Source organism: Pseudoalteromonas sp. Cn5-37, assembly GCF_021532495.1.
GTDB classification, from domain to species: domain Bacteria; phylum Pseudomonadota; class Gammaproteobacteria; order Enterobacterales; family Alteromonadaceae; genus Pseudoalteromonas; species Pseudoalteromonas simplex.
Genome location: NZ_JAKGBA010000001.1, coordinates 205,878 through 222,047, shown reverse-complemented (window position 1 = coordinate 222,047; position 16,170 = coordinate 205,878). Strand labels below are relative to the sequence as shown.

Genomic DNA, 16,170 nt, shown 5'->3' with positions numbered 1-16,170 from the left:
CTATTTTTCTAGTTCTAAAAGGACAACTTGATAGCTCACTCTAGCATGCCCATCAACCAGAGGGTAAGCCTTACAAACACTATTAAGTGCCTGTCTTGTTAATAACCCTTTGCGTTTTTGCTTAGTTTGCAATGAGGTAGCACCAATCGCTTTTATCGACCGCAGCGCATCTAAGGGAGAGTTATAGGAATCTATATAACATCTATCGGCTGCAAAATTCAGTTTAAACCCCGCCAATTTTGCATACTCAATAATGTGACTAGCACTATGAAACTGATTAATATGGTTTTGCTCATCTAAACAAGCAAAAGCCTGTTTGATCTCTTTAAGGGATCCATCTACCACGCAGCTTAAATAAACCTTACCGCCCGCTTTTAATGCGGAAAAAAGATTTTTAATTAGTGCCTCTAAATCAGCAGACCATTGCATTGCAAAATTACTAAACACACAATCAAGGGAGTTTTGCTGTAATGGTAGGTTATCCATATCAGCACACACTTTTAAACAACGCGGGTTTTGCTCTGTGCTTAGCATGGAATGACTTAAATCCATTGCCAATACAGTATCAAAATGTGTTTTAAGCATTGCCGTGTTAACTAAAGGCCCAGCTCCTAAATCAAGGCAAGTACCCTGCTGATGTTTACTTGCCATCATTTTAAATAAGTGCGCAGCTGCTTGTTTTTGTACATTAGCATGGCTCGCGTAATTTGCAGCCGCATTAGAGAACTTAGTTTGTGTTGTTAGCTTATTACTGTGCTGAAAGCTTAAAGGCACTTGCAGTTGAACACTCATAAACACTCCACTAGCGAATCAACAAGCTGTTTTATGTCGTCTGCTTGATGTGCGCTACTTATGGTTACTCTTAGTCGTGCCGTATTAAAAGGCACCGTGGGCGGTCGAATAGCGGTTAACCACACGCCTCTACCTTTAAGCTTATTAGCAACGGCAAGCGTGTGTTCTGCATCGCCCAATACTAAAGGCTGAATAACCGTTGATGATTCCATTAATGCTAAGTTATGCTCTTTGGCAAGTGCTCTAAAGTAGGCAATATTCTCTGTAAGCTGAGCGCGTCTCTTATCTGCTTTTAGTAACTTTTCGAGTCGCTCAAGAGTACAACTTGCCATCAGTGGTGACATCGCCGTTGAATAAATGTATTCGCGATTAAACTGCAACATGTAATCAATCATTTGCTTTGATGCAAGCAGGCAAGCGCCACTACTTGCCAGTGCTTTGCCAAAGGTGATGATCAGTAAATCCGGCTTGATTGCCTCACAACTGCCTAAGCCTTGCTCGCCTAATACGCCAAAGCCATGGGCGTCATCAATCATCAACCACGCATTGTATTGTTTAGCAAGTTTACAGAGTGCTTCAATGGGGGCTTGATCGCCATCCATCGAAAACACCCCTTCACTTACTATGAGCTTATGCTTGGCTTTTGACTTTTGTAACCGAGATTCTAAATGCTTAAGGTCGTTATGATTAAAGCGCACCATGGCAGCGGCAGAATGAAGGCCGCCATCAATTAGGCTGGCATGATTAAGCTTATCTTGAAAAATTGCCGATGATTGCGCCACGGTTTTATCTTGAAACAATGCTTTTAATACGCTGCTATTAGCACTAAATCCGCTATTAAATAACATGGCGCTTTCATAGCCTAATAACTCGCATAAACGCTGCTCAAGCTGTTGTTGTGGTTTATTATAACCATTCACTAATGCTGAACTGTGGCTACCTAGATGCTGCGCACGTATTTCAATAAAATCATCAGCAAAGCCAAGGTAGTCATTACTGGCAAAATTTAAATACTGTTTACCTGCAACCTGAATAAAGCGCCCGCTTGATTGCTCAACAAGTTGACGCTTTCTCAGTAATGCATCTGCTTGTCGCTCAACAAGATGCTCGGCAATAAAATCAAAAGCCATTTAATTGCTACGCTTCGTAAAATAGTTCTGATGTTGCTTTATCAGCAACTTTTGATGAAAGTGATGCTGCAACCGCTTCATCAGAATAATCTTCACGGGTTTCTGGGTTCATGCCTAATTTTTTAATCAGCATCATGTCTGCGTCTGCTTCAGGGTTTTCTGTAGTCAGTAGTTTATCACCGTAGAAAATTGAATTAGCACCAGCAAAGAAACACATAGATTGCATTTGTTCATTCATCGCCGTACGGCCAGCAGATAAACGAACATAGCTTTTCGGCATCATGATACGTGCAACAGCAATGGTACGAATAAACTCAAAATGGTCTAAGTCTTCTACATCTTCAAGTGGCGTGCCTTTAACCTTAACCAACATATTAATTGGCACACTCTCTGGCTGCTGCGGCAAATTAGCTAATTGCATTAATAAACCAAAACGGTCAGCAGCCTGCTCGCCCATACCAACAATACCACCAGAGCACACTTTCATGCCCGCATCACGCACGTTATCGATGGTGTTTAAACGGTCTTGGTAAGTTCGTGTTGTAATGATCTGTTGGTAATACTCAGGTGATGTATCTAGGTTATGGTTGTAGTAATCAAGACCCGCGTCCTTTAATGCATGGGCTTTTTCGTTATCTAGCATGCCAAGGGTCATACAGGTTTCAAGGCCGAGCTCTTTAACCTCTTTTACCATTTTTGAAATATAAGGCATGTCACGTTCTTTCGGATCAGACCACGCAGCACCCATACAAAAACGGGTTGCGCCTTTTTCTTTGGCAACACGCGCTTGCTCAACCACTTTTTCTACTTCCATAAGGCGTTCACGGTCTAAGTCTGTTTTATAATGACCTGACTGAGGACAATATTTGCAATCTTCTGGGCAAGCACCGGTTTTAATCGATAATAAAGTAGAAATTTGTACTTCATTTGGATTGAAGTTTTCACGATGTACGCTGGCCGCTTTAAATAACAAATCATTGAACGGCATTTCAAATAATGCTTTTACTTCTTGGTGAGTCCAATCGTGACGGACAACTGCGTGCTCCATAATAGTCTCTTTTTTTTAAATTATTGGGACGGTTAGATTGGCTTAGTCTACGACTTGACGTAACATTGTCAACGAATCGAAGTGATATAAAGTTTACATATGATTAATAAACAACCAATAGATTTAGATTTTGATCGTGAGCATATTTGGCATCCTTATACTTCTATGACTCAGCCCCTTCCCGTTTACCCAGTCAGTCATGCCAATGCAAATCGTATTTTCTTAGAAACAGGCGAAAGCCTAATAGATGGTATGGCCTCTTGGTGGAGTGCCATCCATGGTTACTGCCATCCTGTTTTAAATGAAGCAATCACCCAGCAAGTTAGCAAAATGAGTCATGTCATGTTTGGTGGCCTAACTCATGAGCCCGCTGTTGAGCTGTGTAAAAAGCTAGTCAGTATCACGCCTGAATCACTCGATAAGGTGTTCTTAGCCGACAGTGGTTCTGTGAGTGTTGAAGTTGCCATAAAAATGGCCTTGCAGTACTGGCTTAGCCAAGGTTACACCAGTAAACAAAAGTTAATGACGCCGCTTAAGGGCTACCATGGCGATACCTTTGCAGCGATGAGCGTTTGCGATCCGGTTAATTCAATGCACAGTATGTACTCAGGATTTTTACCTGAACATGTTTTTGTACCTGCGCCGAGTGCTAAATTTAATGGCGAGTTTAGCCCTGCTGAAGCTGATACGCTTGAAAGCTACTTTGCAGCTCACCACCACGATGTTGCGGCATTTATCATTGAACCCATAGTTCAAAATGCTGGGGGCATGAATTTTTACCACCCTGATTACTTAAAGCACCTACGCATTCTGTGTGATAAGTATGATGTTTTACTTATTTGTGATGAAATCGCCACAGGCTTTGGCCGCACCGGCACCTTGTTTGCTGTTGAGCACGCCAACATAGAGCCTGATATTTTATGTATTGGCAAAGCATTAACGGGCGGCATGATGACCCTATCAGCAACATTAACCACCAGCAACGTCGCTGTTGGCATTAGTGAAGGTGAAGCCGGCGTATTAATGCATGGCCCAACTTTTATGGGTAACCCGCTTGCCTGTGCTACAGCCTGTGCGAGTATTGATTTACTGCTCGAGCAACCTTGGCAAGAGCAAATTGAACACATAAATGATGTACTGACAGCGCAACTTGCAAAGTGTAAGCAGCTCGATGCAGTCACTGATGTGCGAACATTGGGGGCAATTGGTGTTGTAGAGCTTAATAGAAGTGTAGATGTAGCAAAGATTCAACGCTTTTTTATCGAGCAAGGTGTGTGGATACGCCCGTTTGGTAAGTTAATTTATTTGATGCCGCCTTACATAAGCGACGAACAAAGCTTAACTAAGTTATGCAATGCTATTTATGCAGCCATAGAACAGCAGGCGTATTGCTAAAAAGGAAGCTGATGCTTCCTTTTCTTTAAACTTTACCATTCAAACATATAAGCCATTTTACTTATCATGCGAAGCGGTACTTTATGTTCACAGCGCTTAGCGTAAAGATGCTGTAATGATTTATCTTTAATTTCACCAACGATCACTTCTTTTACTTGATAACCCAGTGCAGTAGCCGCTTGTGCGTAGGCGATAAATTCCCATTTTTTAATATTAGTGTTATCAACAATTACTAACGGAATTTCTTCTGCTAAGGCATTAATAAAGCGTGCAAGGTTTAGATTGTGATACTCAGGTAACTTGTACTTATCAAATTGATACTCACCTTCGCTATTGTAAAAATAATCATCTGTTGCGCACACGACATAATCACTTTCATTACCAGCTACCAACTCATCAGCAAGGCTTTGTGCGTAATATGATTTACCTGAGCCTGGTAAGCCGCGAAGAATAAAAACTTGTTTCATAGCACCTGTTATACAATTTAATTAAAGACTAAAGGACAGTAATTGTTAATAATGCCACAAAATAACCAATTAGCGCAGCGAGAATTTAAATAAACGCAAATTTTACGCAAAATATTGCTGCTATTTTACTCAATTGAAGAAAAACTACTAAAGAGTACGCCTCAATAGTTTTTTTATTTGATTTACGAGGGTAAGATAGTCGATTCAAGTGCAATGCACAGCATTATTATATTAGGCAACTTATATCATTGGAGTGAAGATGAGCCATTTAGCGATTTCAGAGCTATTAAAAGGCAAGGTTGCGGTAGACAGCCAAGTAACAGTAAAAGGCTGGATCCGTACACGCCGCGATTCAAAAGCAGGAATTTCATTTTTAGCCGTTCATGACGGTTCGTGTTTTGATCCTATTCAAGCGGTGGTACCTAATTCACTCAATAATTATGATGAAGTAACACGTTTAACTGCAGGTTGTTCTGTATCTGTAACCGGCGTTCTTGTGCCATCTGCAGGTCAAGGTCAGTCTTTCGAAATCCAAGCTAACTCTGTAGAAGTATTAGGTTGGGTTGAGAATCCAGACACCTACCCTATGTCTGCGAAGCGTCATAGCATTGAATATTTACGTGAGCACGCACACCTTCGCCCTCGTACTAACATCATGGGTGCAGTGACACGTGTACGTAACTGTTTAGCACAAGCGATTCACCGTTTTTATCACGAGCAAGGCTACTATTGGATCAGCACACCGATCATCACTGCTAGTGACTGTGAAGGCGCCGGTGAAATGTTCCGTGTGTCTACTTTAGATATGCAAAACTTACCACGTACTGATAAAGGCGACATTGATTACAGTGAAGATTTCTTCGGTAAAGAAGCATTCTTAACAGTATCTGGTCAATTAAATGGTGAGACATATGCCTCAGCAATGTCAAAAATCTATACCTTTGGCCCTACTTTCCGTGCTGAGAACTCAAACACATCTCGTCACTTAGCAGAGTTTTGGATGGTTGAACCTGAAGTTGCATTCGCAGATTTAGAAGATATCGCAAAACTTGCTGAAGACATGCTGAAATATGTTTTCAATGCAGTATTAACTGAGCGTCGTGACGATATGGAATTCTTTGAACAACGTGTTGAGAAAACAGCTATCTCACGCTTAGAAGAGTTCGTAACTAAAGATTTCGCACAAGTTGATTACACAGATGCTATCGAAATCTTAAAAGCGTGTGGCAAGAAATTCGAATACCCTGTTAGATGGGGTGTAGATTTACAATCTGAGCACGAACGTTACCTTGCTGAAGAGCACTTTAATGCGCCAGTAGTTATTAAAAACTACCCGCGTGATATTAAAGCCTTCTACATGCGTCAAAACGAAGACGGTAAAACAGTCGCTGCAATGGACGTAGTTGCACCAGGTATTGGTGAAATCATCGGTGGTTCTCAACGTGAAGAGCGTCTAGATGTATTAGATAAGCGTCTAGAAGAAATGGGCTTAAACAAAGAAGATTACAGCTGGTACCGCGACCTACGTAAATACGGCACTGTACCGCACTCAGGTTTTGGTCTAGGTTTTGAGCGTTTAGTTGCATATGTAACCGGTATGGGTAACGTACGTGACGTTATCGCCTTCCCTCGTACAAAAGGCAGCGCGACTTACTAATAAGCAACGCTATAAATTTAAAAGCCGCTTTCGAGCGGCTTTTTTAATGCTAACACACTATAATATATAAAAAATCTGGTAGAGATTTAGCAAACATATATAAATAGCCTATATTGAAAGTAGTCTAATAATTAAGAGCTCATTTTATTATGCACTTTCGCGCTATTCAGACCATTTTACTAGTAACCTCATCATTAATCGCATGCAAAGTCACGGCACTAGAAGAAGACTTAAACGCAAAGCCTATTTTTATTGCTGGTTCCACTTCTGTTTCTGCATTATTAATAGATCTTAAGAGCGAATTAAGTCAAGAATTTGGTAATAGCATACAAATAAGACCTATGGGTAGCGATAAAGGAATTATCGCAATTGCAGATAATGTCATCGATATTGGCACAAGCTCCCGATACCTCACCAAAGATGAACAGCAAAGATGGCCCTTTTTACGGCAAATTGTTTTAGCACAAGATGCGATCACTTTTTTTGTAAATAAAAACCTCAATATCGATGAGTTATCAACTAGTACACTCAGTGCTATATATCAGGGTAAGCTCACTAAGTGGTCAGATGTTTCTCCGCATACTCCGAAACTTAGTAGTAAAAATGATGAGATTTTGCTTTTCAGCAAAGGCACAACGCACGGCAGTTTTGATGTGTTTTTAGAGTATTTACAGCTTGATTACATCAAAGAACCAGACAGTAATTTTATTCGCCTAAAAAATGCTGGAAATAGAGGCCTATTTTCTGAACAAAAAGTTGAATTATACGATCAATTTAATCAAGCGCTGGGAATTGTGCAACGAATACAAAATGCTATTGCTTATGATTCATATGGAGCAATAACAAAGCTTGAAAACGATAGAAGAATAAATAAAGTGAGTTTATTAGCAATTGATGGCGTTAGCCCGTCTATCGAAACAATTCAAAGTGGAGAATACGCTTTTGTTCGCCCATTGGTATTGATAGTTAATACACAATCACCGCGTTCAAAGAAAATAGGTGACAAATTAGCTGTATTTATAAAGTCAAAAAAGATACAACAAAAAATGCTCGATATTGGCTACCTTCCAGTAAAATAGCTTCGTAAATATAAAAAAAGCTGCGCACCTAAAAGGTGAACAGCTTTTAACAACCAGAATCGTTATGAATTACAGAGCGCTTTCAAGCTCTGGTAACACATCAAATAAATCAGCAACTAAACCATAGTCTGCGACTTGGAAAATTGGCGCATCAGGGTCTTTATTGATGGCAACAATCACTTTTGAGTCTTTCATACCCGCTAAGTGTTGAATCGCACCACTAATACCCACAGCAATATATAAATCTGGGGCAACAATTTTACCTGTTTGACCGACTTGCATATCGTTTGGTACAAAGCCCGCATCAACAGCAGCACGTGAAGCACCAATCGCTGCACCTAGTTTGTCGGCAATACCATTTAATAACGCAAAGTTTTCACCATTTTGCATACCACGACCACCTGAAATAACTACAGGTGCTGCAGTAAGTTCAGGGCGTTCTGATTCAGTTTGTTCTTCTGATACAAACTCACTCAGACCAACAGAACCTTTACCAGTAACACTCGTTACAGCTACTGGCGCTTGCTCTTGTGCAATATCAAAGCTACTTGCACGAACAGTAATAACCTTTTTGCTATCTAATGATTTAACTGTCGCAATTGCATTACCTGCATAAATAGGTCGCTTAAAGGTATCTGCATCAATAACGTCGATGATTTCAGAGATTTGCGCAACATCTAAAAGTGCAGCAACACGTGGCATAAAGTTTTTACCCGTTGTTGTTGCGCTTGCGACAATGTGTGAATAGTTATCTGCTAAAGATAAAACTAGATCAGCTAGGTTTTCTGCAAGTTGATTTGCATAAGCTGCATCATCGGCAATCAGTACATTGCTAACACCTGCAATTGACGCTGCTTGCTCGCTCATTGCAGCTAAGTTTTCGCCTGCAAGTAGTAAATCTACATCAAAGCCTAGTTTAACAGCAGCAGTAATCGTTTTATTGGTTTCAGGCTTTAGAACACCTTTATCGTGTTCGGCTATCACTAATGTTTTCATTTAGATCACCTTCGCTTCTGTTTTTAACTTTTCTACCAATGTTGCTACATCTTCTACGATGATGCCGCCACTGCGCTTTTCTGGCTCATTGACTTCTACCAGCTGCACGCGAGGCGCAAGGTCTACACCTAGGCTGTCAGCAGCAATTACATCAAGAGGCTTGCGTTTTGCCTTCATAATGTTTGGCAATGAAGCGTAGCGTGGCTCATTTAAACGTAAGTCTGTGGTTACGATAGCAGGTAGTTTAAGAGCAACTGTTTGTAAGCCACCGTCTACTTCACGCGTTACATTAACGGTACCCGCTTGAACATCGACTTTAGATGCAAAGGTGCCTTGGCCACGACCCGTTAAAGCTGCAAGCATTTGACCGGTTTGATTGTTGTCAGAGTCAATCGATTGCTTACCTAAAATAACCAGCTCAGGTGATTCTTGCTCTACAATTTTGCTCAGTAATTTAGCTACATGTAAAGATTCAAGCTTTTCTTCTGTTTCAATATGAATGGCTTTATCAGCACCGAGTGCTAAGGCCGTACGTAACTGCTCTTGAGATGATTTATTACCAATAGTCACAGCAACAACCTCAGTGGCCGTCCCTGCTTCTTTTAAACGAATAGCTTCTTCAATTGCAATTTCACAAAACGGGTTCATCGCCATTTTTACATTAGCTAGATCAACATCCGTTTTATCGGCTTTAACGCGTGCTTTGACGTTGTAGTCAATTACTCTTTTAATTGGAACGAGGACTTTCATCGTGACTCCATCAATTGTGTGTTCTCAAAGTTGACCTAAACGTCAACTTATTTATTTTATGAATTCAGACTACTTCCTGTTGACGTAAACGTCAACCTAAAATAACCTTAAAGTATTCACAGCCTGTAACGTTTCATTTGCAAGTATGAAATAAGGTTCTTTACAGCAGGTCCGTCACCGAGAAGAGGTTTATATGGTCGAACGCGAAACCATGGAATTTGATGTAGTCATCGTAGGCGCAGGCCCAGCAGGTTTATCAACTGCGATTAGATTGGCTCAACAAGCACAAGAAAAACAACAAGAATTAATGATCTGTGTGGTAGAAAAAGGCTCTGAGGTGGGCGCACACATTTTATCGGGTGCGGTTTTTGAAACCAAAGCACTGGATGAATTATTACCTGATTGGCAGTCATTAGGCGCTCCAGTTACCACTAAAGTAACGCAAGATGATATTTACTGGTTCAATAACAGTGAAAAAGCCACCAGCATCCCCCACTTTGCTAGCCCTAAAACATTCCATAACGAAGGCAATTATATTGTCTCTATGGGTAATGTATGTCGCTTTTTAGCAGAGCAAGCGGAAAACTTAGGGGTAGAAATATTCCCTGGCTTTAGTGCGCATTCTTTGATTATTGAAGACGAAACTGTGAAAGGCATTATCACTGGCGATATGGGCCTTGATAAAGACGGCAACGAAAAAGATGGTTACATGCCGGGTATGGAGCTTAGAGCTAAATATACAGTATTTGCTGAAGGTTGCCGCGGTCATTTAGGTAAAGAGCTAATCAAACACTTTGCCCTTGATAAAGATGCATCACCACAGCATTACGGTTTAGGATTCAAAGAAATTTGGCAAATCGACCCGAAAAAACACAAAGAAGGCACAGTAGTACATGGCACAGGCTGGCCGCTAACTGGTGATACCAGTGGTGGTGCATTTATGTATCACAGCGACAACAATCAGGTTGTGGTTGGCTTAATTGTCGATCTTAATTATTCAAACCCACATTTAAGCCCGTTTGATGAATTCCAACGCATGAAACATCACCCTGTCTTTAAAGATGTTTTAGAAGGCGGAGAACGTATAGCCTATGGTGCAAGAGCAATCGCCAAAGGTGGCCTGCGTTCATTACCGAAAATGCACTTCCCGGGTGGTTTACTTGTGGGTTGTGATGCCGGCACATTGAACTTTGCCAAGATTAAAGGTAACCACACAGCCATGAAATCGGGCATGGTTGCCGCTGATGTAATCGTTGCAGCCCTTAGCGACGGTAAAGAAAATGACGATTTAGTAGAATATAAATCAGCTTTTGAACAAAGCTGGGCGTACAAAGAGCTTTATCAATCACGTAACTTTGGCCCTGTTATGCACAAACTGGGTAAGTTCTTAGGCGGTGCTTATAACACAATCGATCAAAACCTATTTGGTGGCAGCTTACCGTTTAACTTTGAAGATAACATGCCAGATCATGCCACATTAGTTGCAGCTGATCAGGCCGAAAAAATCGATTACCCGAAAGCAGACGGCAAACTTAGCTTCGATAAACTTTCATCGGTGTTTTTATCAAATACCAATCATGAAGAATCGCAGCCATGCCATTTAAAGTTAAAAGATAACTCGATTCCTATTACAGTGAATTTACCTAAATTCGATGAACCAGCACAACGCTACTGCCCTGCGGGTGTTTACGAAGTACAAGAGGTTGAAGGTGAAAAAGAGTTTGTGATCAACTCACAAAATTGTGTGCACTGTAAAACCTGCGACATAAAAGATCCAAGTCAAAACATTACTTGGGTAACACCTGAAGGAGCAGGCGGGCCAAACTACCCTAATATGTAACGCACGTTACTCATTTAATTAAAATTTATCCTAAATTGCAGGGGCTTCGGCCCCTTTTTTAGGCTATGCTGAAAGTGTCGTGTTTTATAAAAGTGAGTAAAGTATGCCGTCTTCAAGTGTAACCTTTCGTTTTTTAGCTGAACCTACTGATGTCAATTTTGGCGGTAAGGTTCATGGTGGTGTGGTAATGAAGTGGATTGACCAAGCTGGTTACGCCTGTGCTGCAGGTTGGAGCGGTCATTACTGCGTAACTGTCTCAGTTGCGGGTGTAAAGTTTCAGCGCCCTATTCTGGTTGGCCAAATAGTCGAAGTGAAAGCCAGTATCGCCCACACGGGTAAAACCAGCATGCAAATCTTTATTCAAGTACGCTGCGGCGACCCTAAAACACAAAATCTAGTTGAAACCAATCATTGTGTTATAAGTTTTATTGCAATGGATGAAGCAGGCTACCCAATTGAAGTACCTTCATATACAGCCGTAACAGACGAAGAAAAGAAAATTGAAAACTATGCGATAAAAATGAAAGAGATCGCGATAGAAACAGAAACCCTATTACAAAAAGCATAAAACTAAATCGATTTAAAAACTGCACCTAGTAACTTCTACAGAGCACCCTGAAATTGTTACGACTGCCAAACTGAATGCCTGATTACAGTTTCAACAAACTGTTTAAAAAACCACTTAATGAAGCCTAAAAACAATACTTTAGGCTTTATTTTCAGCTTGGCATTGCCATTGCAATACTCCTTGTGAATGACGCGAAACATTCGTTTATTTATTTTATAAAGGAGCTATTAAATGATTAAAGCAATTTCACTTTCTGCACTTTCTTTAGCACTACTAGGTTTTAATAATGCTGCACATGCAGATATTACCGAAATGGATTCTCCGCGTATTTATACCGGTATCGGCTACGGCCAATATTCTTTTGAGTTTGAAGACAGTGAAAATGACACTGACTTCGATGACGATTCACAAATGCTAAAAGGCTATATTGGTACTCAGTTTAACAAGTACTTAAGCCTTGAACTTGCCTATCAAAATTTTGATGAAGTAAGCGATATCGATTCTAAAGCTGAAATTGACGGTGTTTCACTAGCAGCACGCTTAGCAGCCCCAATTACAGATAGCTTTTCTGTTTATGCCAAAGGTGGTTGGCTAGAGTGGGATGCTGAAATTGAGCAAGACCTAGGCGAGCTTGGCAGCATCAGTGCTGACTCTGATGGCGGTGATGTATTTTATGGTGCAGGTGTAGAATATGCTTTCACAACAAACATGCAAGTACGTTTAGAGTATGAGCGCTATAAATTAGAAGATGATATTGACCCAGATATGGACGTTGCGTCTGTATCATTCCAATACATGTTTTAATTTAGACTGCGTAGTCTAAATATTAAAGGGCAGTCTCGACTGCCTTTTTTGTGTTTGCATGTAATGCATGTAAAATGTCGGCAGATTTTCTTAACGACAATGCACAATGAGCGAATACCAATTAACTGCCGTCGGCCATATTCAATCTCCTTATAAACAAAAGTTTGCCATACCTCGCCAACCTCGTTTGGTTCCTGAGGCTAAAGCAAAGCTGGTATTCAGCAGCGATTTTAATCGTGAAGAGTTTGTACGCGGCCTCGATGGATTTAGCCATATTTGGCTGTTATTTAGATTTCATGAAACCGCAGATAAAGGTTACTCAGCAATGGTGAGACCCCCTCGCCTAGGCGGTAATGAACGTAAAGGTGTATTTGCAACACGTGCAACCTTTCGCCCAAATGCTATAGGCATGAGTGCTGTAAAACTTGAAGGCATTGAATATAAAAATGGTCAATTAAGCTTATTGCTTTCAGGTATCGATTTACTCGATGGCACACCTATTTTAGACATTAAGCCATATTTGCCCTACTCCGACGCAATGACCGATGCCACCGCAGGTTTTGCCGATACCCGACCAGAAACCGATATGAGCGTTGAGTTTAGTGAAGAAGCCCTGGCGTTTATTGCAAAGCAAACTGAGCAACCTGAATTAAAAGCGTTTATAAGCAATGTATTAAAGCAAGATCCTCGCCCAGCTTATAAAAAGCAACGTGACTCAGAACAAAGCTACGGCATGACCTTATATGATTTTAATATTAGGTGGCATGTTCAGGACAATCATAATACAGTGACCTGCATTGAAAAATGCTAGTTTTTAGCATATAGCGCTTTAGTGTCAGTGCTTCCACTGGTAAACTTAGCGCCTTGTTATTACTCAAACGTCTTGAGTAAACGATAATAATTTTAACACTACTTGGAATAGAGATGCGTACCAGTCAATATATACTCGCAACACTTAAAGAAACTCCGTCTGATGCAGAAATTGTTTCTCATCAATTAATGCTACGAGCAGGCATGATCCGCCGCGTTGCGTCGGGTTTGTATACATGGTTGCCCTCTGGTCTACGCGTACTTAAAAAAGTAGAAAACATCGTACGTGAAGAAATGGATAAAGCAGGCGCTATCGAAATGTTAATGCCTATTATCCAACCAGCTGATCTTTGGGAAGAGTCTGGTCGTTGGGAGCAATTCGGCCCTGAATTACTGCGTATTAATGACCGTCACAACCGCCCATTTGCACTTGGCCCAACACACGAAGAAGTGATCACAGATTTTGTACGTAAAGAAGTGAGCTCTTATAAGCAATTACCGCTTACTCTTTACCAAGTACAAACAAAAGTTCGTGACGAAGTTCGCCCTCGTTTTGGTGTAATGCGTGCCCGTGAATTTACCATGAAAGATGCGTACTCTTTTCACTTAAGTGATGAGTGTTTAGAGAAAACATACCAAGTAATGCACAAAGCATACTGCAACATCTTCGAGCGCCTTGGTCTTGATTACCGCCCTGTTATCGCTGATACAGGTTCAATTGGTGGTAGCGTGTCACATGAGTTCCATGTACTTGCAGAATCAGGCGAAGATGCAATCGCATTTAGTGATGCAAGTGATTACGCTGCAAATATCGAAAAAGCAGAAGCATTAGCACCGACTGAAATGCGCCCAGCAGCAAGTAAAGATTTAAAAGCGTTCCCAACGCCTGATGCAAAATCAATTGCTGAGCTTAAAGAGCACTATGGTGTTAAACCTCATCGCGGCGTGAAAACATTAATCGTGTATGGCGCACCAGATGAAAACGAACAACGTGGTTTAGTTGCCCTTGTATTACGTGGCGACCATGAATTAAACGAGTTAAAAGCTGAGAAGCATCCACTTGTAGACTCACCGCTTGAAATGGCAAAAGAAGAAGACATCGTTGCTGCTATTGGCGCAAAACCAGGTTCATTAGGCCCTGTTGGTCTATCAATGCCAATTATTGTTGATCGCACAGCTAACGTTTTGGCTGACTTTGTAGCAGGTGCTAATAAAGATGGTGAACATTTCAGCGGTATCAACTGGGATCGCGATGTAGAAAACTACGAAGTGGCTGATATCCGTAATATCGTTGAAGGCGACCCAAGCCCATGTGGTCAAGGTTCACTGCAAATCAAACGTGGCATTGAAGTAGGTCATATTTTCCAACTTGGTACTAAATACTCAGAAGCAATGAAAGCTGGCGTATTAAGTGAAACAGGTAAAAACCAAGTAATGACAATGGGTTGTTACGGTATTGGTGTATCACGTATCGTAGCTGCCGCTATTGAGCAAAACAATGACCAATACGGTATTAAATGGCCGCAACCTATCGCACCATTTGATTTAGTGATTGTGCCAATGAACATGCACAAGTCTCATCGTATTCCTGATATTGCTGATAACCTTTACAAAGGCTTGAAAGATGCCGGTTTAGATGTATTGTTTGATGACCGTAAAGAGCGCCCAGGTGTTATGTTTAACGATATGGAATTACTAGGTGTGCCTTTCACATTAGTAATTGGTGAGCGTAACCTTGATGAAAACAAGGTTGAGCTTAAAAACCGTCGTACTGGCGAAAAGCTAATGCTTGATTTAGATAGTGCCGCTTCTGAAATTGCCGCACTTGTTAAAGGCTGATTAAGTCTTCTCAACAAAATTTAAAAAACCGCTTCGGCGGTTTTTTTGTTTTATTAATTGTCATAGATGTTTCGCTAAAGCGTCTTTTAACTGTCATTGATTCTGCCTAGCATTTACTTTATTACACCATGAGTAAATGCCATGAATAACACCACTTGCAGTAGTAAAACCCACTATCCTGCCGTTTGGATTTCCGACGTTCACTTAGGTTATAAAGACTGCCAAGCGCAGTATTTACTAGATTTTTTAAATGCCATTGAATGCGATGTTCTGTATTTGGTCGGCGATATTGTTGATTTATGGTCAATGAAACGACAGTTTTTTTGGCATCCTAGTCATTATGATGTGCTTGCGCTTATTCAACAAAAAGCAAAAGATGGCACACGAGTGATCTATATACCGGGTAACCACGACGAAACCTTTCGCCATTATGCCAATGATTCATTATTCGGTATCGAAGTACACAAGCAATATATCCATACCACAAAAGCCAAAAAACGGTTTTTACTGTTACATGGTGACGATTTTGACTCAGCAACGCGCTACAACAAATTAATCAGTATTGCGGGCGATGCAGGATACGATTTATTACTATTTTTAAATCGCTGGACTAATCGCATTCGGCGTTTATTTGGCGGTAATTATTGGTCATTGGCCTCCTGGATCAAAGCACGCGTGCATAAAGCACGTGAAGCTATTGATGCATTTGAAAAAGCGGCCATCCACGAAGCAAAAAAACAAGCCGTCGATGGCATCATTTGCGGGCACATTCATCACCCAACTGTTAAAGTGGTTGATGGAATTTTATATTGCAATGATGGCGACTGGATTGAAAACTGCACTGCATTAGTAGAGAACAGCTCTGGGCGTATAGAGTTATTGCACTGGAGTGAAACTAAAAAAGTGATTCACTCGGCAGACATTAGCAAACTTACACCAAAGACTGCTTATGATAAAAACCAAGATGCAGCCTAGACCTAAACGTAAAAAGCCCC

Annotated in this window: 15 protein-coding genes; 9 read left to right on the top strand and 6 right to left on the bottom strand. The window is 40.9% G+C overall.

Features of this window, described 5'->3' with window-relative positions:
• From L1266_RS01050 to bioB, 3 genes are read right to left on the bottom strand one after another with little or no spacing between them, the layout of a single operon-like run.
• Window positions 1–792 carry a methyltransferase domain-containing protein gene (locus L1266_RS01050; protein WP_235376614.1) on the bottom strand — a complete coding sequence of 264 codons (792 nt, stop codon included), beginning with the start codon at window positions 790–792 and terminating at the stop codon, window positions 1–3.
• Complete coding sequence (locus tag L1266_RS01045) at window positions 789–1,922, bottom strand: aminotransferase class I/II-fold pyridoxal phosphate-dependent enzyme (RefSeq protein ID WP_235376613.1); 1,134 nt, start codon at window positions 1,920–1,922, stop codon at window positions 789–791. The genes L1266_RS01050 and L1266_RS01045 overlap by 4 nt, the downstream gene beginning before the upstream one ends.
• 7 nt (window positions 1,923–1,929) lie before the next feature.
• Window positions 1,930–2,970, bottom strand: a complete 1,041-nt coding sequence (gene bioB, locus L1266_RS01040) for a biotin synthase BioB (protein WP_054553903.1) — start codon at window positions 2,968–2,970, stop codon at window positions 1,930–1,932.
• A gap of 99 nt (window positions 2,971–3,069) precedes the next feature.
• On the opposite strand from bioB, the gene bioA reads away from it, so the two are divergent.
• The gene (gene bioA, locus L1266_RS01035; protein WP_235376612.1) at window positions 3,070–4,365 is read left to right on the top strand and encodes an adenosylmethionine--8-amino-7-oxononanoate transaminase; all 1,296 of its coding nucleotides are present in this window, start codon (window positions 3,070–3,072) and stop codon (window positions 4,363–4,365) included.
• 32 nt (window positions 4,366–4,397) lie between these two features.
• Here bioA and L1266_RS01030 read toward each other — a convergent pair whose 3' ends face one another.
• Complete coding sequence (locus tag L1266_RS01030) at window positions 4,398–4,832, bottom strand: ATP-binding protein (protein WP_054553905.1); 435 nt, start codon at window positions 4,830–4,832, stop codon at window positions 4,398–4,400.
• A gap of 259 nt (window positions 4,833–5,091) precedes the next feature.
• Between L1266_RS01030 and asnS the strand changes: the two genes are divergently transcribed.
• Both asnS and L1266_RS01020 read left to right on the top strand, forming a co-directional pair.
• Window positions 5,092–6,489, top strand: coding sequence for an asparagine--tRNA ligase (gene asnS / locus L1266_RS01025; RefSeq protein ID WP_235376611.1), 1,398 nt, complete (start codon window positions 5,092–5,094; stop codon window positions 6,487–6,489).
• Between the two features lie 149 nt (window positions 6,490–6,638).
• The gene (locus L1266_RS01020) at window positions 6,639–7,568 is read left to right on the top strand and encodes a PstS family phosphate ABC transporter substrate-binding protein (protein WP_166340075.1); all 930 of its coding nucleotides are present in this window, start codon (window positions 6,639–6,641) and stop codon (window positions 7,566–7,568) included.
• 69 nt (window positions 7,569–7,637) lie between these two features.
• On the opposite strand, the gene L1266_RS01015 is transcribed toward L1266_RS01020, so the two are convergent.
• Both L1266_RS01015 and L1266_RS01010 read right to left on the bottom strand, forming a co-directional pair.
• Window positions 7,638–8,564: an electron transfer flavoprotein subunit alpha/FixB family protein gene (locus L1266_RS01015; RefSeq protein ID WP_055021813.1), complete on the bottom strand. Its 927-nt coding sequence runs from the start codon at window positions 8,562–8,564 to the stop codon at window positions 7,638–7,640.
• The gene (locus L1266_RS01010) at window positions 8,565–9,314 is read right to left on the bottom strand and encodes an electron transfer flavoprotein subunit beta/FixA family protein (protein ID WP_063705098.1); all 750 of its coding nucleotides are present in this window, start codon (window positions 9,312–9,314) and stop codon (window positions 8,565–8,567) included.
• 193 nt (window positions 9,315–9,507) lie between these two features.
• Here L1266_RS01010 and L1266_RS01005 point away from each other — a divergent pair, with 193 nt between their 5' ends.
• The 6 genes from L1266_RS01005 (at window position 9,508) to L1266_RS00980 (ending at window position 16,150) form a co-directional block, all read left to right on the top strand.
• A complete protein-coding gene (locus L1266_RS01005; RefSeq protein ID WP_235376610.1) occupies window positions 9,508–11,154 on the top strand; it encodes an electron transfer flavoprotein-ubiquinone oxidoreductase in 1,647 nt (548 codons plus the stop codon).
• Window positions 11,155–11,257: 103 nt separating this feature from the next.
• Window positions 11,258–11,722, top strand: coding sequence for an acyl-CoA thioesterase (locus tag L1266_RS01000; RefSeq protein WP_054561436.1), 465 nt, complete (start codon window positions 11,258–11,260; stop codon window positions 11,720–11,722).
• Window positions 11,723–11,953: 231 nt separating this feature from the next.
• Entirely contained in the window at window positions 11,954–12,526 is a 573-nt protein-coding gene (locus tag L1266_RS00995) for an outer membrane beta-barrel protein (protein ID WP_055198360.1), read from the top strand.
• Window positions 12,527–12,632: 106 nt separating this feature from the next.
• The gene (gene tsaA / locus L1266_RS00990) at window positions 12,633–13,337 is read left to right on the top strand and encodes a tRNA (N6-threonylcarbamoyladenosine(37)-N6)-methyltransferase TrmO (protein ID WP_235376609.1); all 705 of its coding nucleotides are present in this window, start codon (window positions 12,633–12,635) and stop codon (window positions 13,335–13,337) included.
• Window positions 13,338–13,450: 113 nt separating this feature from the next.
• The gene (locus tag L1266_RS00985; protein WP_235376608.1) at window positions 13,451–15,175 is read left to right on the top strand and encodes a proline--tRNA ligase; all 1,725 of its coding nucleotides are present in this window, start codon (window positions 13,451–13,453) and stop codon (window positions 15,173–15,175) included.
• Window positions 15,176–15,316: 141 nt separating this feature from the next.
• Window positions 15,317–16,150, top strand: a complete 834-nt coding sequence (locus L1266_RS00980) for a UDP-2,3-diacylglucosamine diphosphatase (protein ID WP_235376607.1) — start codon at window positions 15,317–15,319, stop codon at window positions 16,148–16,150.
• Window positions 16,151–16,170: the final 20 nt, after the last annotated feature.

Coding starts and splice junctions, on each gene's coding strand:
- L1266_RS01050 (WP_235376614.1), bottom strand. CDS start 792: ATGAGTGTTCAACTGCAAGTGCCTTTAAGCTTTCAGCACAGTAATAAG.
- L1266_RS01045 (WP_235376613.1), bottom strand. CDS start 1,922: ATGGCTTTTGATTTTATTGCCGAGCATCTTGTTGAGCGACAAGCAGAT.
- bioB (WP_054553903.1), bottom strand. CDS start 2,970: ATGGAGCACGCAGTTGTCCGTCACGATTGGACTCACCAAGAAGTAAAA.
- bioA (WP_235376612.1), top strand. CDS start 3,070: ATGATTAATAAACAACCAATAGATTTAGATTTTGATCGTGAGCATATT.
- L1266_RS01030 (WP_054553905.1), bottom strand. CDS start 4,832: ATGAAACAAGTTTTTATTCTTCGCGGCTTACCAGGCTCAGGTAAATCA.
- asnS (WP_235376611.1), top strand. CDS start 5,092: ATGAGCCATTTAGCGATTTCAGAGCTATTAAAAGGCAAGGTTGCGGTA.
- L1266_RS01020 (WP_166340075.1), top strand. CDS start 6,639: ATGCACTTTCGCGCTATTCAGACCATTTTACTAGTAACCTCATCATTA.
- L1266_RS01015 (WP_055021813.1), bottom strand. CDS start 8,564: ATGAAAACATTAGTGATAGCCGAACACGATAAAGGTGTTCTAAAGCCT.
- L1266_RS01010 (WP_063705098.1), bottom strand. CDS start 9,314: ATGAAAGTCCTCGTTCCAATTAAAAGAGTAATTGACTACAACGTCAAA.
- L1266_RS01005 (WP_235376610.1), top strand. CDS start 9,508: ATGGTCGAACGCGAAACCATGGAATTTGATGTAGTCATCGTAGGCGCA.
- L1266_RS01000 (WP_054561436.1), top strand. CDS start 11,258: ATGCCGTCTTCAAGTGTAACCTTTCGTTTTTTAGCTGAACCTACTGAT.
- L1266_RS00995 (WP_055198360.1), top strand. CDS start 11,954: ATGATTAAAGCAATTTCACTTTCTGCACTTTCTTTAGCACTACTAGGT.
- tsaA (WP_235376609.1), top strand. CDS start 12,633: ATGAGCGAATACCAATTAACTGCCGTCGGCCATATTCAATCTCCTTAT.
- L1266_RS00985 (WP_235376608.1), top strand. CDS start 13,451: ATGCGTACCAGTCAATATATACTCGCAACACTTAAAGAAACTCCGTCT.
- L1266_RS00980 (WP_235376607.1), top strand. CDS start 15,317: ATGAATAACACCACTTGCAGTAGTAAAACCCACTATCCTGCCGTTTGG.